The sequence below is a fragment of the Citrobacter sp. MGH 55 genome (assembly GCF_016906145.1).
Lineage (GTDB): Bacteria > Pseudomonadota > Gammaproteobacteria > Enterobacterales > Enterobacteriaceae > Citrobacter_A > Citrobacter_A amalonaticus.
Window position 1 is genome coordinate 184,774 of sequence record NZ_CP070239.1, and the last position, 23,641, is coordinate 208,414.

18 protein-coding genes and 1 riboswitch are annotated in these 23,641 nt (G+C 56.1%); of the genes, 14 read left to right on the forward strand and 4 right to left on the reverse strand.

Annotation, left to right across the window (positions count from 1 at the left end; genetic code table 11):
* Window positions 1-386: 386 nt before the first annotated feature.
* From leuL to leuD, 5 genes are all read left to right on the forward strand, one after another.
* The gene (leuL, locus tag JTI98_RS00770; RefSeq protein WP_042323878.1) at window positions 387-473 is read left to right on the forward strand and encodes a leu operon leader peptide; all 87 of its coding nucleotides are present in this window, start codon (window positions 387-389) and stop codon (window positions 471-473) included.
* A gap of 89 nt (window positions 474-562) precedes the next feature.
* On the forward strand, window positions 563-2,134 hold the full coding sequence (gene leuA, locus JTI98_RS00775) for a 2-isopropylmalate synthase (protein ID WP_044255506.1): 1,572 nt from the start codon (window positions 563-565) through the stop codon (window positions 2,132-2,134).
* The gene (gene leuB, locus JTI98_RS00780; protein ID WP_042997949.1) at window positions 2,134-3,225 is read left to right on the forward strand and encodes a 3-isopropylmalate dehydrogenase; all 1,092 of its coding nucleotides are present in this window, start codon (window positions 2,134-2,136) and stop codon (window positions 3,223-3,225) included. Before leuA ends, leuB begins: the two co-directional genes overlap by 1 nt.
* 2 nt (window positions 3,226-3,227) lie before the next feature.
* The gene (gene leuC, locus JTI98_RS00785; RefSeq protein ID WP_042997950.1) at window positions 3,228-4,628 is read left to right on the forward strand and encodes a 3-isopropylmalate dehydratase large subunit; all 1,401 of its coding nucleotides are present in this window, start codon (window positions 3,228-3,230) and stop codon (window positions 4,626-4,628) included.
* A gap of 10 nt (window positions 4,629-4,638) precedes the next feature.
* Entirely contained in the window at window positions 4,639-5,244 is a 606-nt protein-coding gene (gene leuD / locus JTI98_RS00790; RefSeq protein ID WP_216081810.1) for a 3-isopropylmalate dehydratase small subunit, read from the forward strand.
* Window positions 5,245-5,332: 88 nt separating this feature from the next.
* On the opposite strand, the gene JTI98_RS00795 is transcribed toward leuD, so the two are convergent.
* Window positions 5,333-6,511 carry a sugar efflux transporter gene (locus JTI98_RS00795; protein WP_216081811.1) on the reverse strand — a complete coding sequence of 393 codons (1,179 nt, stop codon included), beginning with the start codon at window positions 6,509-6,511 and terminating at the stop codon, window positions 5,333-5,335.
* A 109-nt stretch (window positions 6,512-6,620) separates the two neighbouring features.
* Window positions 6,621-6,743, reverse strand: a complete 123-nt coding sequence (gene sgrT / locus JTI98_RS00800; protein WP_042323887.1) for a glucose uptake inhibitor SgrT — start codon at window positions 6,741-6,743, stop codon at window positions 6,621-6,623.
* 95 nt (window positions 6,744-6,838) lie between these two features.
* On the opposite strand from sgrT, the gene sgrR reads away from it, so the two are divergent.
* From sgrR to thiQ, 4 genes are all read left to right on the forward strand, one after another.
* Complete coding sequence (sgrR, locus tag JTI98_RS00805) at window positions 6,839-8,494, forward strand: HTH-type transcriptional regulator SgrR (RefSeq protein WP_216081812.1); 1,656 nt, start codon at window positions 6,839-6,841, stop codon at window positions 8,492-8,494.
* 33 nt (window positions 8,495-8,527) lie between these two features.
* Window positions 8,528-8,747, forward strand: a riboswitch (TPP riboswitch).
* A gap of 32 nt (window positions 8,748-8,779) precedes the next feature.
* Window positions 8,780-9,763, forward strand: coding sequence for a thiamine ABC transporter substrate binding subunit (thiB, locus tag JTI98_RS00810; protein WP_061070528.1), 984 nt, complete (start codon window positions 8,780-8,782; stop codon window positions 9,761-9,763).
* Complete coding sequence (gene thiP / locus JTI98_RS00815; protein ID WP_216081813.1) at window positions 9,739-11,349, forward strand: thiamine/thiamine pyrophosphate ABC transporter permease ThiP; 1,611 nt, start codon at window positions 9,739-9,741, stop codon at window positions 11,347-11,349. Before thiB ends, thiP begins: the two co-directional genes overlap by 25 nt.
* Window positions 11,333-12,031, forward strand: a complete 699-nt coding sequence (gene thiQ, locus JTI98_RS00820) for a thiamine ABC transporter ATP-binding protein ThiQ (RefSeq protein ID WP_216081814.1) — start codon at window positions 11,333-11,335, stop codon at window positions 12,029-12,031. Before thiP ends, thiQ begins: the two co-directional genes overlap by 17 nt.
* 40 nt (window positions 12,032-12,071) lie before the next feature.
* Here the strand turns inward: thiQ and JTI98_RS00825 are convergent, their stop codons facing one another.
* The gene (locus tag JTI98_RS00825) at window positions 12,072-12,839 is read right to left on the reverse strand and encodes a DedA family protein (RefSeq protein ID WP_042997957.1); all 768 of its coding nucleotides are present in this window, start codon (window positions 12,837-12,839) and stop codon (window positions 12,072-12,074) included.
* Window positions 12,840-12,924: 85 nt separating this feature from the next.
* Entirely contained in the window at window positions 12,925-13,803 is an 879-nt protein-coding gene (gene araC, locus JTI98_RS00830) for an arabinose operon transcriptional regulator AraC (RefSeq protein ID WP_042997958.1), read from the reverse strand.
* 340 nt (window positions 13,804-14,143) lie between these two features.
* Here araC and araB point away from each other — a divergent pair, with 340 nt between their 5' ends.
* The 5 genes from araB (at window position 14,144) to rapA (ending at window position 23,635) form a co-directional block, all read left to right on the forward strand.
* Window positions 14,144-15,853 carry a ribulokinase gene (gene araB, locus JTI98_RS00835; RefSeq protein WP_216081815.1) on the forward strand — a complete coding sequence of 570 codons (1,710 nt, stop codon included), beginning with the start codon at window positions 14,144-14,146 and terminating at the stop codon, window positions 15,851-15,853.
* Window positions 15,854-15,863: 10 nt separating this feature from the next.
* Entirely contained in the window at window positions 15,864-17,366 is a 1,503-nt protein-coding gene (gene araA, locus JTI98_RS00840) for an L-arabinose isomerase (RefSeq protein ID WP_042997960.1), read from the forward strand.
* A 96-nt stretch (window positions 17,367-17,462) separates the two neighbouring features.
* Window positions 17,463-18,158 carry an L-ribulose-5-phosphate 4-epimerase gene (araD, locus tag JTI98_RS00845; RefSeq protein ID WP_044327795.1) on the forward strand — a complete coding sequence of 232 codons (696 nt, stop codon included), beginning with the start codon at window positions 17,463-17,465 and terminating at the stop codon, window positions 18,156-18,158.
* 84 nt (window positions 18,159-18,242) lie between these two features.
* Window positions 18,243-20,594: a DNA polymerase II gene (gene polB, locus JTI98_RS00850; protein WP_216081816.1), complete on the forward strand. Its 2,352-nt coding sequence runs from the start codon at window positions 18,243-18,245 to the stop codon at window positions 20,592-20,594.
* Window positions 20,595-20,728: 134 nt separating this feature from the next.
* Window positions 20,729-23,635 (forward strand): RNA polymerase-associated protein RapA, encoded by a 2,907-nt coding sequence (gene rapA / locus JTI98_RS00855; protein WP_044267394.1) that lies wholly within the window; start codon window positions 20,729-20,731, stop codon window positions 23,633-23,635.
* Window positions 23,636-23,641: the final 6 nt, after the last annotated feature.

A 23,641-nucleotide genomic window follows, 5' to 3' on the forward strand; every position in this document is an offset into this window, starting at 1 on the left:
CTGGCATTCAATTAAATTTTTATATTACTCACGCGTTAATTCTTAACATTAGCTTATCAATTGCCATATTCACCCCCATTATTAATTTATTATTAATTACCATAAAATCTTCAAAATCATATGGATAACTAATTTATTGCATTCGTGACTTATCAGACTGCCGTGACAGCATTTGAAAAAAAGCGTGCTTAAATATGTCAAACGATGAAAAGTGTAAGCCCTCCGCCGTTTTTTCATCGGCAATAACAGAAAAAGTTCAGCACAATTAGCTAAATCAGCCCCTCCCTTTTCTTCTGACTGGGGCGGTGTTTTCAGCGGTGGGGTTGACATCAGTCATCGTATCCAGTACCACTAGAAGCATATCGCATTCGCCTGGAGTTGATTTAATGATTCGTATCGCTCGCTTTAACGGTCTACTACTACTAAACGCATCTTCGTTGCGCGGTAGACTGGTGAGCGGCATTCAGCATTAAGTCGTATCCAGTAAGATAAAAAACCCGCGCCGTTGCGCGGGTTTTTTTATGCTCGAAGCAAGGCGCCCTAAAGACTAAGGACCTAAAACATGAGCCAGCAAGTCATTATTTTCGATACCACTTTACGCGACGGTGAACAGGCGTTACAGGCAAGCCTGAGTGTGAAAGAGAAGCTGCAGATTGCGCTGGCCCTTGAGCGTATGGGTGTTGACGTGATGGAAGTCGGCTTTCCGGTCTCCTCTCCCGGCGACTTCGAATCCGTACAAACTATCGCTCGTCAGGTCAAGAACAGCCGGGTTTGCGCATTAGCCCGCTGTGTGGAAAAAGATATCGACGTAGCGGCTGAGTCGCTGAAGGTTGCTGAAGCCTTCCGTATTCATACCTTTATCGCCACCTCACCGATGCATATCGCTACTAAACTGCGCAGCACGCTGGACGAGGTGATTGAGCGCGCGGTCTATATGGTGAAACGCGCACGTAATTACACCGACGATGTTGAATTCTCTTGTGAAGATGCTGGCCGTACGCCGATCGCCGATCTGGCCCGCGTTGTGGAAGCTGCCATTAATGCTGGCGCTAAAACCATCAACATTCCGGACACCGTCGGCTACACAATGCCCTTCGAGTTTGCGGGCATTATCTCCGGTCTGTATGAGCGCGTACCAAACATCGATAAAGCGATCATTTCCGTCCACACCCATGACGACTTAGGTCTGGGCGTCGGCAACGCGCTGGCTGCGGTTCACGCTGGCGCACGTCAGGTAGAAGGCGCGATGAACGGCATTGGCGAGCGTGCCGGTAACTGTTCGCTGGAAGAGGTGATCATGGCGATTAAAGTTCGCCAGGATATCCTGAACGTCAATACTCGCATTAACCATCAGGAGATCTGGCGTACCAGTCAGTTGGTCAGCCAGATCTGCAACATGCCGATCCCGGCGAACAAAGCGATTGTCGGCAGCGGTGCGTTTGCCCACTCCTCAGGGATCCACCAGGACGGCGTGCTGAAGAACCGTGAAAACTACGAAATCATGACGCCGGAATCCATCGGTCTGAATCAGGTGCAGCTGAACCTGACCTCCCGTTCCGGGCGCGCAGCGGTAAAACACCGTATGGATGAGATGGGTTATAAAGAGAGTGAATATAGCCTGGACAATCTGTACGACGCCTTCCTGAAGCTGGCCGACAAGAAAGGTCAGGTGTTTGATTACGATCTGGAAGCGCTGGCGTTTATTGGCAAGCAACAGGAAGAGCCAGAGCACTTCCGCCTGGATTATTTCAGCGTCCAGTCGGGCTCTAACGATATCGCCACTGCCTCCGTCAAGCTGGCCTGCGGCAGTGACGTGAAAGCCGAAGCGGCTAACGGTAACGGCCCGGTCGATGCCATTTACCAGGCGATCAACCGCATTACCGATTACGACATTGAACTGGTGAAATATAGCCTGTCCGCCAAAGGGCATGGCAAAGACGCACTGGGTCAGGTCGATATCGTCGCCAACTATAACGGGCGTCGTTTCCACGGCGTCGGTCTGGCGACAGACATTGTTGAATCTTCCGCGAAAGCGATGGTGCACGTGCTGAACAACATCTGGCGTGCGGCAGAAGTCGAAAAAGAGTTGCAACGTAAAGCTCAGAACAACGAGAACAACAAGGAAACCGTGTGATGTCGAAGAACTACCATATTGCTGTTTTGCCGGGCGACGGTATTGGTCCGGAAGTGATGACGCAAGCCCTGAAAGTCCTGGACGCTATTCGCCATCGTTTTGAGATGCGCATTACCACCAGCCATTATGATGTCGGCGGCGCGGCGATCGACAACCACGGTCAACCGCTGCCGAAGGCGACGGTGGAAGGCTGCGAACAGGCCGACGCCGTTCTGTTTGGCTCAGTCGGCGGCCCGAAATGGGAACATCTGCCGCCAGACAGCCAGCCGGAACGCGGCGCGCTGCTGCCGCTGCGCAAGCACTTCAAACTGTTCAGCAACCTGCGTCCGGCAAAACTGTATCAGGGACTGGAAGCTTTCTGCCCTCTGCGCGCCGACATCGCCGCGAATGGCTTCGACATTTTGTGCGTCCGTGAACTGACCGGCGGGATCTACTTCGGTCAGCCAAAAGGTCGCGAAGGCAGCGGCCAGCATGAAAAAGCGTTCGATACCGAGGTCTATCACCGCTTTGAAATTGAACGTATCGCGCGCATTGCGTTTGAATCTGCGCGTAAACGCCGCCGTAAAGTGACCTCCATCGACAAAGCTAACGTTCTGCAAACGTCTATTTTGTGGCGCGAAATCGTCAATGAAATTGCTAAAGAATATCCGGACGTTGAGCTGGCGCACATGTACATCGACAACGCCACCATGCAGTTGATTAAAGACCCGTCCCAGTTTGACGTGCTGCTGTGCTCCAACCTGTTTGGCGACATTCTGTCTGATGAATGCGCGATGATCACCGGCTCAATGGGGATGTTGCCCTCCGCCAGTCTGAACGAGCAGGGTTTTGGTTTGTATGAACCGGCGGGCGGCTCCGCACCGGATATTGCCGGCAAGAATATTGCTAACCCGATTGCGCAAATTTTGTCGCTGGCGCTGCTGCTGCGCTACAGCCTGGATGCCGATGACGCGGCATCCGCCATTGAACGTGCGGTTAACCGCGCATTAGAAGAAGGTATCCGCACCGGTGATTTAGCCCGTGGCGCGGCTGCCGTCGGTACCGATGAGATGGGCGACATCATTGCTCGTTATGTCGCACAAGGGGTGTAATCATGGCTAAAACGTTATACGAAAAATTGTTTGATGCGCACGTCGTCTATGAAGCGCAAAACGAAACCCCGCTGCTGTATATCGACCGACATCTGGTGCATGAAGTGACCTCTCCGCAGGCGTTCGACGGCCTGCGTGCGCATGGTCGCCCGGTTCGCCAGCCGGGTAAAACCTTTGCCACGATGGATCACAACGTCTCCACGCAGACCAAAGATATCAATGCGTCCGGCGAGATGGCGCGTATCCAGATGCAGGAACTGATTAAGAACTGTAACGAATTTGGCGTTGAGCTGTACGATCTGAACCACCCGTATCAGGGCATCGTTCACGTGATGGGGCCCGAACAAGGCGTCACCCTGCCGGGAATGACTATCGTCTGCGGCGACTCGCATACCGCGACCCACGGCGCCTTTGGCGCGCTGGCGTTCGGTATCGGCACCTCCGAAGTCGAGCACGTGCTGGCAACCCAGACCCTGAAGCAGGGCCGCGCCAAAACCATGAAGATTGAAGTCAAAGGCACCGCAGCGCCGGGAATCACCGCCAAAGACATCGTACTGGCGATTATCGGTAAAACCGGTAGCGCCGGCGGTACCGGTCACGTCGTTGAGTTTTGTGGCGATGCCATCCGAGCCCTGAGCATGGAAGGCCGCATGACCCTGTGCAACATGGCGATTGAAATGGGTGCCAAAGCCGGATTAGTCGCCCCGGATGAAACCACCTTTAACTACGTCAAAGGTCGTCTGCACGCGCCGAAAGGTAAAGATTTTGATGACGCAGTCGCGTACTGGAAAACGTTGCAAACCGACGCCGACGCACGCTTTGATACGGTTGTCACCTTACAGGCTGAAGAGATTGCTCCTCAGGTGACCTGGGGAACCAACCCGGGCCAGGTGATCTCCGTGACGGACAACATTCCCGATCCAGCGTCGTTTACCGATCCGGTTGAGCGCGCCAGTGCTGAAAAAGCGCTGGCCTATATGGGCCTGAAACCGGGTGTACCGTTAACGGAAGTGGCGATCGATAAAGTGTTCATCGGCTCGTGCACTAACTCGCGTATTGAAGATTTGCGCGCCGCCGCAGAGGTCGCCAAAGGTCGTAAAGTCGCGCCGGGCGTCCAGGCGCTGGTGGTTCCAGGATCCGGTCCGGTCAAAGCGCAGGCAGAAGCGGAAGGGTTAGATAAGATCTTTATCGAAGCCGGATTCGAATGGCGTCTGCCGGGTTGCTCCATGTGTCTGGCGATGAATAACGATCGCCTGAATCCGGGCGAACGCTGCGCGTCAACCAGCAACCGTAACTTTGAAGGGCGTCAGGGCCGCGGTGGGCGTACCCATCTGGTCAGCCCGGCGATGGCTGCGGCTGCCGCCGTTACCGGTCATTTTGCCGACATTCGCAGCATCAAATAAGGAGACTCCCATGGCAGAGAAATTTACCCAACATAACGGCCTGGTTGTCCCGCTGGATGCCGCCAACGTCGATACTGACGCCATCATTCCTAAGCAGTTTTTGCAGAAGGTTACCCGCACCGGTTTTGGCGCGCACCTGTTCAATGACTGGCGTTTTCTGGATGAAAAAGGTCAGCAACCGAATCCGGAGTTCGTCCTGAACTTCCCTGAATACCAGGGCGCCTCGATTCTGCTGGCGCGTGAAAACTTCGGCTGCGGCTCTTCTCGTGAGCACGCGCCGTGGGCGTTGACGGATTACGGCTTCAAAGTGGTGATTGCGCCGAGCTTCGCGGACATCTTCTACGGCAACAGCTTTAACAACCAACTGCTGCCCGTGAAGTTAAGTGATGAAGAAGTCGACGAGTTGTTTACGCTGGTACAGGCGAATCCGGGTATTCACTTCGAAGTGGATCTGGAAGCGCAGGTCGTGAAAGCAGGCGAGAAAACGTATCACTTTAACATCGACGCCTTCCGCCGCCACTGCATGTTGAACGGTCTGGACGGCATCGGGTTGACGCTGCAACACGAAGACGCGATCGCCGCCTACGAAGAGAAACAACCGGCGTTTATGCGCTAAGCCCGCCATGCCGGAAGCACTGCACTTATCCGGCCTACGGATTTCTGTAGGTCGGATAAGGCGTTAGCCGCCATCCGGCAATCATAATTCAAACGTCTTTCACCCGCCCGGTCATCACCAGCGTAACAAGCGAAATCGCCGCAATCACCCAGTATACCGCGAAGTGACCATAGCTTTGGGCAACCGCGCCCTGGATCACCCCCGCCAGAATTACGCCGGTCGAAATACTGTTGGTAAATAGCGTCGTCGCCGATCCGGCCCTGCCCGGCATCAGATCCTGAAACCAGAGCATGCCAATACCGGCAATGATCCCGATAAACGCCGCATTAAACAGTTGCAATATCAGCAGCGCCTGATGGCTGTGGAAGAAAATCAGCCCGAGATAAAACAGCACGCCCGCGGTGACGGCAATAAGCATCATCCGGCGCTTACCGAAGCGTTTTACGTAAAAGCCGGCAAGGATCATGATCGGAATTTCCAGTCCTGCGGCGGTGCCCATCAGGATCCCGGCAAGCTTATCCGGCAGTCCAAGCTCCGCGCTAATCCATAGCGGCATATCGATGATATACATGGTGTTGCAGGTCCACATCAGCGTGGAAGCGATAAACAACATGCGTACGTTTTTATCCTGCCAGCCACCAGTCTGGATCACCGGCGCATCCGCCGGTTGTTCAACGCGGGCGACAGACGGCAGCATAAAGGCAATCAGGATGAAACTGAGCGCAAAAATCGCGGCGGCAATCGAAAACATCACGGTAAAACCGTATTTCAGCGCCAGCATAAAGGCCATCGGCGGGCCAATCACCCACGCCAGTGAAAGCTGCGCACGCATCACAGAGCTGAACATCACCACTTCACGCGCCGAGCTGTCGGCATATTCCCGCGCCAGCGCGAACAATTGCGGCATCGCGGTATTTGCCAGCGACGCCAGCAGTACGCCGCAGGTGATCAGCGTCAGGTAGTGGCGATTAAAGGCAAACAGCAGCGCATTACCGATGGCCATCAGGCAACAAAACAGAATCAGCTTGCGCCGGTCTCCCTGGCTGTCCGAGCGTTTTGCCAGCGCAAGACTTACGCCAATCCCGGCGATGGCGTTAACGGTGTAAAACAGCCCCACCCAGAACGGCTGCGCCCCGACCTCGCGACTGAGAAACAGGCTCAGCGTCGGCGCCTGTAGCGCCCCCGCCACGCCCATCATAAATGCGACGAGCATAAACGCCGCGTAAACACCGTTGAGACGTCGTCCCATCGTCATTAACCAGAGCATATCTTTCCTTAGTCAGCGCAGCCGAAACGAAAAAAGCCAGCAGATCATACCTGCTGGCGCGGTGATTAACACCAATACTCAGTCACACATGATGTCTGCTACTCCAGGGTCAGGCTGTCACCTCCCACTGCATCAGTTCTTCCAGCATCTTTAAGCGCTGCGGCGCGCTCAGGCAAGCCAACCAGGACAACCCTTCTGTCGCGGCAAAGTACTTCTGATAAAACTGGCGCATATAGATGACCCCGTCATAGTGCTTCATCGGAATGTATTATTGGCCTAATATAGGGATAATAAAATTGCTGAGTTTTCCGCAGGAGTTCCCCTTTTATGTCTTCTGGCCGTCTGCAACAACAGTTCATCCGCTTGTGGCAATGCTGCGACGGCAAAACACAGGACACCACGCTCAACGAACTGGCGGATCTGCTGAGCTGCTCGCGCCGTCATATGCGCACGCTGCTCAATACTATGCAGGAGCGCGGCTGGCTGACGTGGGAGGCGGAAGTGGGACGCGGAAAACGTTCACGCTTAACCTTCCTGTATACCGGACTGGCGCTCCAGCAACAGCGCGCGGAAGATCTGCTGGAGCAGGATCGCATCGATCAACTGGTGCAACTGGTCGGCGACAAAACGGCCGTGCGGCAGATGCTGGTTTCCCATCTGGGCCGCAGCTTCCGTCAGGGCCGTCACATCCTGCGCGTACTTTACTATCGTCCCATGCAAAATCTGCTGCCCGGCAGCGCACTGCGTCGCTCAGAAACCCACATTGCCCGCCAAATCTTCAGCGCCCTGACCCGCGTAAATGAGGAAAATGGGGAACTGGAAGCCGACATAGCCCACCACTGGCAGCAAATCTCCCCCCTGCACTGGCGCTTTTTCCTGCGTCCGGGGATCCATTTTCACCACGGTCGTGAACTGGAAATGGACGATGTGGTGTCGTCACTGACACGCATTAACGTCTTACCGCTCTATTCGCACATCAGCGAGATCGTTTCACCCACGCCCTGGACGCTGGACATTAATCTTTCGCAACCCGATCGCTGGCTCCCGTGGCTGCTGGGCCAGGTCCCGGCGATGATCCTGCCGCGCGAATGGGAAACCCTGAGCAATTTTTCCAGCCATCCGATTGGCACCGGCCCATACGCGGTGATACGGAATACTCGTAATCAGCTGAAAATTCATGCATTTGATGATTTCTTCGGTTATCGGGCCCTGATTGATGAAGTGAACGTCTGGGTTCTGCCGGATATCGGCGACGAGCCAAACGGCGGCCTGACGCTGAAAGGTCCCACGGAAGATGAGAAGGCTATCGAAAGCCGCCTGGAAGAGGGGTGCTATTACCTGTTGTTCGACGCTCGCACTCATCGCGGCGCCAATCAGGAGGTTCGGGAGTGGGTCAGTCGCGTACTGTCACCAAGTAACCTGCTTTACTATGCCGATGAACAGTATCAACGTCACTGGTTCCCGGCCTATGGCTTACTGCCCCGCTGGCATCACGCGCGACCGGGTCACGGCGAGAAACCTGCCGGGCTGGAGACGCTCACGCTGACCTATTATCACGAACACATCGAACACCAGGTGATTGCACAGATCTTGAGTCAGCTTCTGGCTGCACATCAGGTGAAGCTAGAGATTCAGGAGATCGACTACGATCAATGGCATGCCGGGGAAATCGAAAGCGACATCTGGCTTAACAGCGCCAACTTCACCCTGCCGCTCGACTTCTCTTTGTTCGCGCATCTGTGTGAAGTCCCGCTGTTACAGCACTGCATTCCGCTGGACTGGGAAGCCGACGCCGCGCGCTGGCGCACCGGCGAGATGAATCTGGCAGTGTGGTGTCAGCAATTGCTTGCCAGCAAAGCCATTGTCCCGCTGATCCACCACTGGCTGATTATTCAGGGTCAGCGCAGTATGCGCGGCCTACGCATGAACACCCTCGGCTGGTTCGACTTTAAGTCTGCGTGGTTTGCGCCGCCGGATCCATGATTGCCGCAACGCGGCAAAATCACTACACTAACGCCGTTCTCAACGGGGTGCTAATAAACATACACAAAATCATTCAAGCTGCAGCAAGGCGGCAAGCGAGTGAATCCCAAGGAGCATAGAACACTATGTGACTGGGGTGAGCGGACGCAGCCAACACAGAGGCTGCTTGAATGATGAAGCGTATGGGCTGAGATAATACCCGTCGAACCTGATCCGGATAACGCCGGCGAAGGGATTTGAGGCTACTGCTCAAAATCCTTTGCCACCCATCTTTTGAGGTGCAAAGTGTTAAAAAAATGTCTTCCCCTTTTACTCCTGTGCGCAGCGCCTGCCTTCGCAAAACCGGTTCTCACCGTCTACACCTACGACTCGTTCGCCGCAGACTGGGGCCCTGGCCCGGCGGTGAAAAAAGCTTTTGAAGCCGACTGCAACTGTGAACTGAAGCTGGTGGCGCTGGAAGATGGCGTGTCGTTACTTAATCGCCTGCGAATGGAAGGGAAAAACAGCAAGGCCGACGTGGTGCTGGGACTGGATAACAACCTGCTTGAAGCAGCGACGCAAACCCAATTGTTCGCGAAAAGCGGTGTCGCCAGCGAGGCGGTCAATGTCCCAGGCGGCTGGAAGAATGACACCTTCGTCCCGTTTGATTACGGCTACTTCGCTTTCGTGTATGACAAAAACAAACTGAAAAACCCACCGAAAAGCCTGAAGGAGCTGGTCGAGAGCGATCAGAAATGGCGGGTGATTTATCAGGATCCGCGCACCAGTACGCCAGGACTTGGGCTGATGCTGTGGATGCAGAAAGTGTATGGCGATAAAACACCGCAGGCGTGGCAGAAGCTGGCGGCCAAAACCGTCACTGTCACCAAAGGCTGGAGCGAAGCTTATGGCCTGTTCCTGAAAGGTGAAAGCGATTTGGTGCTGAGCTACACCACCTCTCCGGCGTATCACATCATCGAAGAGAAAAAAGAGAACTACGTGGCGGCCAACTTTAGCGAAGGCCATTACCTGCAGGTGGAGGTCGCCGCGCGTACTGCCGCCAGCAAGCAACCTGAGCTGGCAGAAAAGTTCCTCAAATTCATGGTGTCACCCGCGTTCCAGAATGCTATCCCGACCGGCAACTGGATGTATCCGGTGGCAAATGTCACCCTGCCTGCCGGATTCGAACAACTGACTCAACCCGCAACGACCCTGGAATTCACGTCAGCGGAAGTGGCGGCACAACGCCAGGCATGGATTAGCGAATGGCAACGCGCCGTCAGCCGTTAATTGCCGGCTGGCTGATCCCAGGCCTTTGTGCCGCCACGTTGATGGTGACGGTGGCGCTGGCCGCATTTCTGGCATTGTGGTTCAACGCGCCGCAGGCGGCGTGGTCCTCGCTGTGGCAGGACAGCTACCTGTGGCACGTGGTGCGTTTTTCCTTCTGGCAGGCCTTCCTGTCGGCGGTGCTTTCTGTTGTTCCAGCCATCTTCCTTGCCCGTGCACTGTACCGACGCCGTTTTCCGGGGCGTCTGGCCCTGCTGCGCCTGTGCGCCATGACGTTGATCCTCCCCGTGCTGGTTGCGGTGTTTGGTATTCTCAGCGTCTATGGACGCCAGGGGTGGCTGGCTTCGCTCTGGCACATGCTTGGACTGGAGTGGACCTTCTCGCCTTACGGGTTGCAGGGCATCCTGCTGGCTCACATCTTTTTTAATCTGCCGATGGCAAGCCGCCTGCTGTTGCAGTCGCTGGAGAATATCCCTGGCGAGCAGCGTCAGCTTGCCGCCCAACTGGGTATCCGCGGTTGGCAGTTCTTCCGCTTTGTCGAGTGGCCATGGCTGCGTCGCCAAATCCCACCGGTCGCTGCGCTGATTTTTATGCTCTGTTTTGCCAGTTTCGCCACCGTGCTGTCGCTGGGCGGCGGGCCGCAGGCGACCACCATTGAGCTGGCGATTTATCAGGCACTGAATTTCGACTACGATCCTGCCCGCGCCGCCATGCTGGCGCTGATCCAGATGGTGTGCTGTCTGGCGCTGGTGCTCCTCAGTCAGCGATTGAGTAAAGCTATCGCTCCCGGCACAACCCTGGTTCAGGGATGGCGCGATCCGGACGATCGGCTGCACAGCCGTTTAACCGATGCCCTGCTGATCGTCCTCGCGCTGCTGCTGTTGCTTCCACCGTTGTTGGCGGTGATGGTCGACGGGGTGAATCGCCATCTGCTGGACGTGCTCGCGCAGCCCATTTTGTGGCAGGCGGTGTGGACTTCGCTACGTATTGCGCTGGCAGCGGGTCTGCTGTGCGTGATCCTGACGATGATGCTGCTGTGGAGCAGCCGCGAACTGCGCGCCCGTCAGCAGTTGTTGGCAGGACAAGCGCTGGAGCTAAGCGGGATGCTTATTCTGGCGATGCCAGGCATCGTGCTGGCCACCGGCTTCTTCCTGTTGCTCAACAACAGCATCGGCCTGCCGGAGTCCGCTGACGGCATCGTGATTTTCACCAATGCGCTGATGGCCATTCCCTACGCGCTGAAAGTGCTGGAAAACCCGATGCGCGATATTACCGCCCGCTACACCATGCTGTGTCAGTCGCTGGGGATTGAAGGCTGGCAGCGGCTAAAAGTGGTAGAACTGCGGGCATTGAAGCGTCCGCTGGCGCAGGCGCTGGCCTTTGCCTGTGTGCTGTCTATCGGCGATTTTGGCGTGGTGGCGCTGTTCGGCAACGATGATTTCCGCACCCTGCCGTTTTATCTGTATCAGCAAATTGGCTCTTATCGCAGTGAGGACGGTGCCGTCACTGCGCTCTTATTGCTGATCCTGTGCTTTATTTTATTTACCGTTATTGAGACGTTACCGGGGCGAAATGCTAAGACTGACTGATATCACCTGGCTCTACCACCATCTGCCCATGCGCTTTACGCTGTCCGTGGCGCGCGGTGAACAGGTGGCGATTCTGGGGCCAAGCGGCGCAGGGAAAAGTACGTTACTGAGTCTGATTGCCGGTTTTCTCACGCCTGCCCGCGGCACCCTGTTGCTCGAAGGGGAAGACCACACCACCACGCCGCCATCACGTCGTCCGGTTTCGATGTTGTTTCAGGAGAACAATCTGTTCAGCCATCTAAACGTTGAGCAAAACATCGGTCTGGGGTTGGATCCAGGACTGAAATTAAGCGCCGAACAGAAAGAGAAGCGCCTGCATATCGCGCAACAAATGGGGATCGAGACGCTGATGGCCCGCCTGCCCGGAGAGCTTTCCGGCGGTCAACGCCAGCGTGTGGCACTGGCGCGCTGTCTGGTGCGCGAACAGCCGATCCTGCTGCTTGACGAGCCCTTTTCAGCCCTCGATCCCGCGCTACGCCAGGAGATGCTGACCCTGGTAAGCGATATCTGCCATGCCCGGCAACTGACGCTACTGATGGTGTCGCACAGTGTCGAAGATGCGGCGCGCATCGCCCCGCGCTCAGTGGTCGTGGCCGACGGTCGCATCGCGTGGCAGGGCGAAACGGATGAGTTGCTGAGCGGTAAAGCCAGCGCCTCAGCGCTGTTGGGGATTAAAAAATAATGGATTGCCGGATGGCGCTTACGCTTATCCGGCAGGAATATCAGTAGCCCACCACTTTTTGCAGAATATCAAGATACATCGGCATCAGCGGGTGGCGCAGCAACGTCACCAGCGCAACAATCCCCATCCCCAACACGATCGGCGCCAGCCAGAGCAGACGTCTTTTTGGCAGGTAATGCGTTAAGCGATCCGTCGCGGCTTTTCCACTACGCCACAGGCGCCAGCACAGCCAGCCACCGAACCACAGCAGGATGGCTGTCGCCAGCAGCAGCCACTTAAACTCGCCACTTTGCATACCCGCCGGAATATCAATTGCCGCACCAGCCAGAATCCCCGGCAGAAAATAAAATGGCGGCCAGAGCAGGCAGCCAATAATGTTGGGCGTGATGAATTTCGCCACCGGCAGATCGAGCATTCCGGCGACCATCGGCACCAGCGGGCGCGTTGGACCAACAAAGCGTCCCACCAGAATCGTGAACATACTGTGCTGATGCAGTGCGTGCTCGGTTTTATCGAGCAGCGCTTTGTTCTTTTTCATGAACGACCAGCGGTGCAGCGGTTTTTTGAAACGCCAGCCCAGCCAGAACGAGATCCAGTCGCCAAGCAGACAGCCGATAATTCCCGCCAGCCATGCATGCCAGAAGTTGAGTTCCCCGCTGCCTATCAGGGCGCCCAGCCCGGCCATCAATACCGTTCCCGGTAAAATCAACCCCACCAGCGCCAGCGATTCCAGGAAGGCCACCAGCGCCACAGCAATCAAAGCGTACATGGCGGACTGGAGAATAAAGTGTTCCAGCAATGCTTGCATAATGCGTCCGTCAGTTTTACGAAACAGGGATTCTGCAAACCCATCCCTGCGACGTCAAGCGACCAATCATCTGAATAGTTACAGGTTATGACATCTTCACGGGCACATCATTCACTTTTTCTTCACAACCGGCACGGAACTCGCTCGGACTGGCGCCAGTACATTTTTTAAAGACGCGGGAGAAATAGAGCTGGTCGTCGAACCCGACATTGCGTCCAACGGTAGCAATCGGCATGCGTGTTGTACTGAGCAGCAGCTTCGCCTGGCTGATCCGCTGATCCTCACGCCAGCTCAACACGCTGATACCCAACTGTTGACGGAACAGGTGCGACAGGCGCGATGGCGACAGGCAGACATGCTGAGCAACGCTGGCAATATCGAAATGGCTGTCCGCCAGATGATCGCTAATGTACTGACAGGCATCGCGCACGCGGTTATCCATCGGCGGATGCAGCGAAGCGTTGATCGCCTCCATGCGCCTCAGCAGTAACTGCTCCAGCAGGTTGATCGCCAGCAGTTCAGAGTAGCGCCCTTCCCCCTGTCCGGCGTGGATAATTTGGCCGAATAGCTCATTAAAGTGCGGCTGATGCGCTTCGTCCGGACGGAAAAAACCGGTCTGCGCAAAAATGGACGGCCAGGTGAGCCACTCCTGCCAGTAGGCGCGGGGACGAAAGTAAACCCACTGGTGATACCACTCGCTGGCATCCGGATGGCGTCCGTAGTGATGAATTTCACCCGGCGGGAACAACAAAATGTCACCGGGTCGGCAGACAAACTCCCGTCCCTGATTTTTAATCACCCCTTCCCCCCGAATCGTGAGGTTAAGGATATAGCCTTTCATCCCCAACGGCCTGTCGATAAAAAAATCCAGATATCCGTTGGCGTCTATCGGCGTTAAACCGGCGACCAGATGCGCGTTAAACGAGTACCCTGGCAGGAGAGGGTCATTTTGCGGTTCAGCCATAATTTCACGACTCCCGAGGTTCAGTGAGGAAACAAATTGTCCATATTACGCAGGACAGTATGGTTTGCGTCCTGCCTTGTTGCCGCACCATCACGGGCGGCCCCATCAACCCCGCTTGTGAAAAGCATTATGTCACGACTCAGTGCGATGACTGCCACAAAAACGGGTAACAAAAGTGTCTATAACCAGAGCAGAAATGTCCACATTGATTATTTGCACGGCGTCACACTTTGCGATGCCATAGCATTTTAATCCATAAGATTAGCGGATCCTACCTGACGGTTTTTATCCCCACTCACTACTGTTTCTCCATACCCGTATTTCTGGATGGAGCAAGAGGATGGCAATTGCAATTGGCCTCGATTTTGGCAGTGATTCTGTGCGCGCGCTGGCTGTGGAATGCGCCACCGGCGAAGAGATCGCCACCAGCGTTGAGTGGTACCCGCGCTGGCAGGAAGGACGTTTTTGTGACGCCCCGAACAACCGGTTCCGCCATCATCCCCGCGACTACATGGAGTCGATGGAAGCCGCACTGAAAAGCGTATTGGCGGAACTCAGCGCGGCGCAACGTGCCGAGGTCGTTGGAATTGGCGTCGACAGTACGGGCTCAACGCCAGCGCCGATTGACGCCGATGGCAACGTGCTGGCACTCCGGGAAGAGTTCGCGGAAAACCCAAACGCGATGTTCGTCCTGTGGAAAGACCACACGTCAGTGGAAGAAGCCGAAGCCATTACCCGTCTGTGCCATACGCCGGGCAACGTCGATTACTCCCGTTACATCGGCGGCATTTACTCCAGCGAATGGTTCTGGGCCAAGATCCTTCATGTCACCCGCGAAGACCGCGCAGTTGCCCAGGCTGCCGTCTCGTGGGTTGAGCTGTGCGACTGGGTGCCAGCCCTCCTTTCTGGTACTACGCGCCCGCAGGATATCCGCCGGGGTCGTTGCAGCGCCGGGCACAAATCATTATGGCATGAAAGCTGGGGCGGTCTGCCGCCTGCCAGTTTCTTCGACGAGCTCGATCCGCTGATTAACCAGCATTTGCAATACCCCCTGTTCACCGACACGTTCACTGCCGATCTGCCAGTTGGAACGCTGTGCGCCGAGTGGGCGCAGCGCCTTGGTCTGCCGGAGAACGTCGTCATCTCTGGCGGCGCGTTCGACTGCCACATGGGTGCCGTCGGCGCGGGCGCACAGCCCAATGCGCTGGTGAAAGTCATTGGAACCTCCACCTGCGACATCCTGATTGCGGACAAACAGAGCGTCGGCGAGCGCGCCGTGAAAGACATTTGTGGGCAAGTCGATGGCAGTGTGGTCCCCGGTTTTATCGGTCTGGAGGCCGGACAGTCTGCCTTTGGCGATATCTACGCGTGGTTTGGCCGCATTCTCGGCTGGCCGCTGGAGCAACTCGCCGCGCAGCATCCGGAACTGAAAGCGCAGATCAGCGCCAGCCAAAAACAACTGCTGCCCACGCTGACCGACGCCTGGGCGAAAAACCCATCGCTGGATCACCTGCCGGTGGTGCTTGACTGGTTTAACGGCCGCCGCACGCCGAACGCAAACCAGCGTCTGAAAGGGGTGGTGACCGATCTGAATCTGGCCACGGATGCCCCGGCGCTGTTCGGCGGTCTGATAGCCGCAACCGCCTTTGGCGCAAGAGCCATTATGGAATGCTTTACCGAACAAGGTATTGCGGTTAACAACGTCATGGCGCTGGGCGGCATCGCCAGGAAAAACAAGGTCATTATGCAGGCCTGCTGCGATGTCCTGAACCGTCCGCTACAAATCGTCGCCTCCGATCAGTGCTGTGCGCTGGGCGCAGCCATCTTCGCCGCCGTGGCTGCCGGGGTGCATGCCGATATTCCTGCGGCGCAGCAGAAAATGGCCAGCGCGGTGGAAAACACGCTGCAACCTCGCCCCGACCAGGCACAACGTTTCGAACAGCTTTATCGCCGCTACCAGCAGTGGGCGGTAAGCGCTGAGCAACATTATCTTCCGACTGCCACCCCGGTTAATACTGCGCCGGCTGACCAGGCAACCCTGACTCACTAAGGACACGACAATGACTATTTTTGATAACTATGAAGTGTGGTTTGTAATTGGCAGCCAGCATTTGTACGGCCCTGAGACGCTGCGTCAGGTTACTCAGCACGCGGAGCACGTCGTCAAAGCGCTGAATACCGAAGCGAAACTACCCTGCAAGCTGGTGTTAAAACCACTGGGGACCACACCGGATGAAATCACCGCCATTTGCCGTGACGCGAACTATGACGATCGTTGTGCGGGTCTGGTGGTCTGGCTGCATACCTTCTCTCCAGCCAAAATGTGGATCAACGGCCTGACTATCCTCAATAAACCGCTGCTGCAATTCCACACCCAGTTCAATGCGGCCCTTCCGTGGGACAGCATCGACATGGACTTTATGAACCTCAACCAGACTGCGCACGGCGGTCGTGAGTTCGGCTTTATCGGCGCACGCATGCGCCAGCAACATGCGGTAGTCACCGGTCACTGGCAGGATCAACAGGCTCATGCCCGTATCGGTTCCTGGATGCGTCATGCGGTGTCGAAACAGGATACCCGTCATCTGAAAGTGTGCCGCTTTGGCGACAACATGCGTGAAGTGGCGGTTACCGATGGCGATAAAGTCGCCGCGCAGATCAAGTTCGGCTTCTCGGTCAACACCTGGGCAGTGGGCGATCTGGTGCAGGTGGTGAATTCCATCAGCGACGGCGACATCAATGCCCTGATTGACGAATACGAAAATAGCTACACCCTGACCGCCGCCACTCAGGTTCACGGTGAAAAACGCCAGAACGTGCTGGAAGCGGCGCGTATTGAACTGGGTATGAAGCGCTTTCTGGAGCAGGGCGGCTTCCACGCCTTCACGACCACCTTTGAAGATTTGCACGGTCTGAAACAGCTTCCGGGTCTGGCCGTACAACGCCTGATGCAGCAGGGCTATGGCTTTGCTGGCGAAGGCGACTGGAAAACTGCCGCTCTGCTTCGCATCATGAAAGTGATGTCAACCGGTCTGCAGGGCGGCACCTCCTTTATGGAGGATTACACCTATCACTTCGAGAAAGGCAACGATCTGGTGCTCGGCTCCCACATGCTGGAAGTGTGTCCGTCGATCGCGGTGGACGAAAAACCGATCCTTGATGTTCAGCATCTCGGCATTGGCGGTAAAGACGATCCTGCCCGTCTGATCTTCAATACGCAGACCGGTCCGGCGATCGTGGCCAGCCTGATCGACCTAGGCGATCGCTATCGTCTGCTGGTCAACTGCATCGACACCGTGAAAACCCCGCATGCGCTGCCGAAACTGCCGGTCGCCAACGCGCTGTGGAAAGCTCAACCGGACCTGCCGACCGCGTCTGAAGCGTGGATCCTGGCCGGCGGCGCGCACCATACCGTCTTCAGCCATGCGCTGGATCTCAACGACATGCGTCAGTTCGCCGAAATGCACGATATCGAAATCACCGTGATTGATAACGATACCCGCCTGCCCGCCTTCAAGGACGCGCTGCGCTGGAACGACATGTATTACGGCTTTAAACGTTAAGCAAATGGTTGCCTGATGGCGTTTTGCTGAATCAGGCCTACATCTCTGTGTAGGCCTGATAACGCGTTTACACCGTCATCAGGCAGGGAGAAAAACATGCTAGAAGATCTCAAACGCCAGGTACTGGCAGCGAATCTGGCGCTGCCAAAGCACAACCTGGTCACGCTCACCTGGGGGAACGTCAGTGCCGTCGATCGCGACCACGGCGTCTTTATCATTAAACCTTCCGGCGTTGATTACAGCGTGATGACCGCAGACGATATGGTGGTTGTCAGCATCGCGACGGGTGAAGTGATTGAAGGTCAGAAAAAACCCTCGTCCGATACGCCGACGCATCGTCTGCTGTACCAGGCTTTTCCCACCATTGGTGGTATTGTGCATACCCATTCGCGCCACGCGACCATCTGGGCGCAGGCCGGACAGTCCATTCCGGCAACGGGCACCACGCATGCCGACTATTTCTACGGCCCCATCCCTTGCACCCGCAAAATGACCAGCCACGAGATCAACGGCGAGTATGAATGGGAAACCGGCAAGGTGATCGTCGAAACCTTTAAGATGCATGGAATAGACGCCGCGCAAATGCCAGGCGTACTGGTGCATTCACACGGTCCCTTTGCGTGGGGGAAAAATGCCGAAGACGCGGTGCATAACGCCATCGTCTTAGAAGAGGTTGCCTACATGGGCATTTTCTGCCGCCAGCTCGCGCCACAGTTACCCGAGATGCAGCAAACGTTGCTGGATAAGCATTACCTGCGCAAGCACGGAGCGAAAGCCTACTACGGGCAGTAGCAGCGCCAATAACTGTATAAAACCCCAGCACAACACGTTGAACCAGGCTATAATCATGCCTGGTTTTTTTGATGGATAAACAGCGTGGCGCAGGCAGGTTTTATCTTAACCCGGCACTGGCGGGATACGTCGCAGGGAACTGAAGTCTCCTTCTGGCTGGCAACAGACAGCGGGCCTTTGCAGGTCACGCTTGCGCCGCAGGAGTCCGTTGCGTTTATCCCTACCGCGCTAACCGCCCGCGTCACGTCGTTATTAAGCAGTGAAAATGGCTATCGTCTGACGCCGCTCAACCTCAAAGATTTTCATCGTCAGCCGGTTTCGGGTCTTTACTGCCGTTCGCATCGCCAGTTGATGCGACTGGAAAAGCTGTTGCGTGAGAATGGCGTGACGGTTTATGAAGGCGATGTCCGCCCACCGGAACGCTATCTGATGGAACGCTTTATCACCTCACCAGTGTGGGTCGAAGGTGAGACGCGCAACGGTGCGATCGTCAATGCGCGATTAAAGCCCCATCCCGACTATCGTCCACCGCTCAAATGGTTGTCTCTGGACATTGAAACCACCCGCCACGGCGAGTTGTACTGCATTGGGCTTGAAGGCTGCGGGCAGCGCATTGTCTATATGCTCGGCCCCGAAAATGGCGATTCATCAGCGCTCGATTTCCAGCTTGAGTACGTCAACAGCCGCCCACAACTGTTGGAAAAGCTTAACGAGTGGGTTGCCCGCCACGATCCCGACCTCATCATCGGCTGGAACGTGGTGCAGTTCGACCTGCGCGTGTTGCAAAAACATGCTGAGCGCTACCGTATCCCGCTGCGTTTTGGCCGCGATAACAGCGAACTCGAGTGGCGTGAGCACGGTTTTAAAAATGGCGTTTTTTTCGCCCAGGCGAAAGGTCGGCTGATCGTGGATGGTATTGAGGCGCTGAAGTCTGCCTTCTGGAATTTCTCGTCGTTTTCGCTGGAGACCGTTTCGCAGGAACTGCTGGGGGAAGGTAAATCGATCGATAATCCCTGGGATCGCATGGATGAGATTGACAGACGTTTTGCCGAAGATAAACCCGCGCTCGCCACCTACAATCTGAAAGATTGCGAGCTGGTGACGCGAGTCTTTCATAAAACCGAGATCGTGCCGTTCCTGTTAGAACGAGCCACGGTTAACGGATTACCTGTCGATCGTCACGGCGGTTCGGTCGCCGCGTTTGGCCATCTCTATTTTCCACGTATGCATCGCGCCGGTTACGTTGCGCCGAACCTTGGTGAAGTGCCGCCCCACGCCAGCCCCGGCGGTTACGTGATGGATTCGCGTCCCGGCTTGTATGATTCGGTGCTGGTGCTGGATTACAAAAGCCTGTACCCCTCGATCATTCGCACCTTTTTGATCGACCCAGTCGGACTGGTGGAAGGGATGGCGCACCCGGATCCCGAACACAGCACCGAAGGATTTCTCGACGCCTGGTTCTCGCGGGAAAAACACTGCCTGCCAGAGATCGTGACGTCGATCTGGCAGGGGCGTGACGACGCCAAACGGCACGGTAATAAACCGCTTTCTCAGGCGCTGAAGATCATCATGAATGCCTTTTACGGTGTGCTCGGCACGACGGCCTGCCGCTTTTTCGATCCGCGCCTGGCGTCGTCGATCACCATGCGCGGTCACGCGATCATGCGTCAGACCAAAGCGCTCATTGAAGCCCAGGGCTATGACGTAATTTATGGCGACACCGACTCCACCTTCGTCTGGCTGAAGCGCGCCCACACAGAAGAGGAAGCGGCGAAAATTGGTCGCGCGTTAGTGGCACACGTCAACGCCTGGTGGACGCAATCGCTTCAGGAGAAGAACCTTACCAGCGCGCTGGAACTGGAGTATGAAACGCATTTCTGCCGCTTTCTGATGCCCACCATTCGTGGCGCGGATACCGGCAGCAAAAAACGCTACGCGGGTTTGATTCAGGAAGGAGAAAACCAGCGGATGGTGTTTAAAGGGTTGGAAACCGTGCGTACCGACTGGACACCGCTGGCGCAGCAGTTCCAGCAAGAATTGTATCTGCGCATATTTCGTCACGAACCGTATCAGGATTACGTACGTGAAACCATTGATCGGCTGATGGCGGGCGAGCTGGACGAGCGTCTGGTCTATCGTAAGCGGCTGCGTCGACCGTTAAGCGAGTACCAGCGCAACGTTCCGCCACACGTGCGCGCCGCCAGACTGGCTGATGAAGAAAACCTGAAGCGGGGACGCCCGGCGCAGTACCAGAACCGCGGCACCATTCACTATGTCTGGACCCTGAACGGTCCGGAGCCAAAGGATTATCAACACTCGCCGCTGGATTACGAGCATTACCTGACGCGCCAGCTCCAGCCCGTCGCGGAAGGAATTCTTCCCTTCATTGATGATAACTTTGCTACACTACTGACAGGCCAATTAGGGTTATTTTGACGCGTGACGAATCCATCGCCATCCATTACCATAGCGCCCTTTCCATTCCTGGACCCCATTTACCGTTCTGCCATAGCATCTCCCTGGCAGAGGGTGGTTATTGCCTGCAATTAAAGATATAGAGCCGAACAAATATGCCTTTTACACTTGGTCAACGCTGGATCAGCGATACAGAAAGCGAACTGGGACTTGGAACCGTTGTCGCCATGGATGCGCGCACCGTCACTTTGCTTTTCCCCTCCACCGGTGAAAACCGTCTGTATGCGCGCAGTGACTCCCCCGTGACCCGCGTGATGTTCAACCCTGGCGATACCATTACCAGCCATGAAGGCTGGCAGCTGCAAATCGATGAAGTAAAAGAAGAAAATGGTTTGCTTGCCTACATTGGTACCCGTCTTGATACCGAAGAAGCCGGCGTCACGCTGCGTGAAGTCCTGCTCGACAGCAAACTGGCGTTCAGCAAACCGCAGGATCGCTTGTTTGCTGGTCAGATTGACCGCATGGATCGGTTTGCGCTGCGCTACCGCGCACGTAAATTTCAAAGTGAACAGTACCGCATGCCATGGAGCGGTCTGCGCGGCCAGCGCACCAGCCTGATCCCTCATCAGCTCAACATCGCCCACGATGTGGGTCGCCGTCATGCGCCGCGCGTACTGCTGGCAGATGAAGTGGGTCTGGGCAAAACCATTGAAGCCGGGATGATCCTGCATCAACAACTGCTTTCTGGCGCGGCAGAACGCGTGCTGATTATTGTGCCAGAAACCTTGCAGCATCAGTGGCTGGTCGAAATGCTGCGCCGTTTCAATCTGCGTTTCGCCCTGTTTGACGACGAACGCTACGCCGAAGCGCAGCACGATGCGTTTAACCCGTTCGAAACCGAACAACTGGTGATCTGTTCTTTGGACTTCGCCCGCCGTAACAAGCAGCGTCTGGAACACCTGTGCGATGCCGAGTGGGATCTGCTGGTTGTCGATGAAGCCCACCACCTCGTCTGGAGCGAAGAGGCGCCGAGCCGTGAATATGTGGCGATAGAACAACTGGCGGAACGCGTGCCAGGCGTACTGTTGCTGACCGCCACCCCGGAACAACTGGGTATGGAAAGCCACTTTGCGCGTCTGCGCCTGCTGGATCCCAACCGTTTCCACGATTTCGCACAGTTTGTTGAAGAGCAGAAAAATTATCGCCCGGTTGCCGACGCCGTCGCTATGCTGCTGGCCGGTAACAAGCTCAGCAATGAAGAGCTCAACATGCTGGGCGAACTGATTGGCGAGCAGGATATTGAACCGCTGCTGCAAACGGCAAACAGCGACCGCGACGGTGCGCAGAACGCACGTCAGGAGCTGGTTTCCATGCTGATGGACCGCCACGGCACCAGCCGCGTGCTGTTCCGTAACACCCGTAACGGCGTAAAAGGCTTCCCGAAACGCGAACTGCACACCATTAAGCTGCCGCTGCCGACGCAGTATCAGACTGCCATTAAAGTGTCCGGCATCATGGGTGCCCGCAAAAACGCCGAAGACAGAGCGCGTGACATGCTCTATCCGGAACAGATTTATCAGGAATTTGAAGGCGATACCGGTACATGGTGGAACTTCGACCCCCGCGTTGAGTGGCTGATGGGCTACCTGACCAGTCATCGCTCACAGAAAGTGCTGGTGATCTGTGCGAAGGCGGCAACCGCCCTGCAGCTGGAGCAAGTGCTGCGCGAGCGCGAAGGTATCCGCGCGGCGGTCTTCCACGAAGGGATGTCGATTATCGAACGTGACCGCGCCGCCGCCTGGTTCGGCGAAGAGGACAGCGGTGCACAGGTGCTGCTGTGTTCAGAAATTGGCTCGGAAGGCCGTAACTTCCAGTTTGCCAGCAACCTGGTGATGTTCGACCTGCCATTTAACCCGGACCTGCTTGAACAGCGTATTGGTCGTCTCGACCGCATCGGCCAGGCGCACGATATCCAAATCCATGTCCCGTATTTAGAGAAAACCGCCCAGTCGGTGCTGGTTCGCTGGTATCACGAAGGTCTGGATGCGTTCGAACATACCTGCCCGACCGGTCGTGCTATTTATGACACGGTTTACAGCAACCTGATTAACTACCTGGCGGCGCCCGAAGAGACCGATGGCTTTGAGGATCTGATCAAAAGCTGTCGCGAACAACACGAAGCGCTGAAAGCGCAGCTGGAACAGGGCCGCGACCGTCTGCTGGAGATCCACTCCAACGGCGGCGAAAAAGCGCAGCAACTGGCCGAAAGTATTGAAGAGCAGGACGACGACACCAGCCTTATCGCCTTTGCCATGAACCTGTTTGATATCGTGGGGATTAACCAGGACGATCGCGGTGAAAACCTGATTGTGTTGACCCCATCCGATCACATGCTGGTGCCGGACTTCCCGGGGCTGCCGGAAGACGGTTGTACCATTACCTTTGAACGTGACGTGGCGCTGTCGCGTGAAGACGCGCAGTTTATTACCTGGGAACATCCGCTGATCCGTAACGGGCTGGATCTGATCCTCTCTGGTGATACCGGTAGCAGTACCATTTCCTTGTTGAAGAATAAGGCGCTACCGGTCGGTACGCTGCTTCTGGAACTGGTATACGTTGTGGAAGCCCAGGCACCGAAGCAGTTGCAGCTTAACCGCTTCCTGCCGCCGACGCCGGTGCGCATGCTGCTGGATAAAAACGGCAACAACCTCGCGGCGCAGGTGGAGTTTGAAACCTTCAACCGCCAGTTGAGTGCCGTAAACCGCCACACTGGCAGCAAACTGGTTAATGCGGTGCAGCAGGATGTTCATGCGATTCTGCAACTGGGTGAAGCGCAGGTTGAGAAGTCCGCCCGCGCCCTGATTGACGCGGCGCGTAATGAAGCGGATGAAAAACTGTCTGCTGAACTGTCGCGCCTGGAAGCGCTGCGCGCCGTCAACCCGAACATTCGTGATGATGAACTCGCGGCCATTGAAAGCAACCGTCAACAGGTGCTGGAAAGCCTGAATCAGGCAGGATGGCGTCTGGACGCGCTACGTCTTATCGTCGTCACGCATCAGTAACGGAGT

Bases quoted from the DNA above. Each gene is read 5' to 3' on its own strand.
- leuL (WP_042323878.1), top strand. From the start codon at position 387: ATGATTCGTATCGCTCGCTTTAACGGTCTACTACTACTAAACGCATCT.
- leuA (WP_044255506.1), top strand. From the start codon at position 563: ATGAGCCAGCAAGTCATTATTTTCGATACCACTTTACGCGACGGTGAA.
- leuB (WP_042997949.1), top strand. From the start codon at position 2,134: ATGTCGAAGAACTACCATATTGCTGTTTTGCCGGGCGACGGTATTGGT.
- leuC (WP_042997950.1), top strand. From the start codon at position 3,228: ATGGCTAAAACGTTATACGAAAAATTGTTTGATGCGCACGTCGTCTAT.
- leuD (WP_216081810.1), top strand. From the start codon at position 4,639: ATGGCAGAGAAATTTACCCAACATAACGGCCTGGTTGTCCCGCTGGAT.
- JTI98_RS00795 (WP_216081811.1), bottom strand. From the start codon at position 6,511: ATGCTCTGGTTAATGACGATGGGACGACGTCTCAACGGTGTTTACGCG.
- sgrT (WP_042323887.1), bottom strand. From the start codon at position 6,743: ATGCGCCAGTTTTATCAGAAGTACTTTGCCGCGACAGAAGGGTTGTCC.
- sgrR (WP_216081812.1), top strand. From the start codon at position 6,839: ATGTCTTCTGGCCGTCTGCAACAACAGTTCATCCGCTTGTGGCAATGC.
- thiP (WP_216081813.1), top strand. From the start codon at position 9,739: ATGGCAACGCGCCGTCAGCCGTTAATTGCCGGCTGGCTGATCCCAGGC.
- thiQ (WP_216081814.1), top strand. From the start codon at position 11,333: ATGCTAAGACTGACTGATATCACCTGGCTCTACCACCATCTGCCCATG.
- JTI98_RS00825 (WP_042997957.1), bottom strand. From the start codon at position 12,839: ATGCAAGCATTGCTGGAACACTTTATTCTCCAGTCCGCCATGTACGCT.
- araC (WP_042997958.1), bottom strand. From the start codon at position 13,803: ATGGCTGAACCGCAAAATGACCCTCTCCTGCCAGGGTACTCGTTTAAC.
- araB (WP_216081815.1), top strand. From the start codon at position 14,144: ATGGCAATTGCAATTGGCCTCGATTTTGGCAGTGATTCTGTGCGCGCG.
- araA (WP_042997960.1), top strand. From the start codon at position 15,864: ATGACTATTTTTGATAACTATGAAGTGTGGTTTGTAATTGGCAGCCAG.
- araD (WP_044327795.1), top strand. From the start codon at position 17,463: ATGCTAGAAGATCTCAAACGCCAGGTACTGGCAGCGAATCTGGCGCTG.
- rapA (WP_044267394.1), top strand. From the start codon at position 20,729: ATGCCTTTTACACTTGGTCAACGCTGGATCAGCGATACAGAAAGCGAA.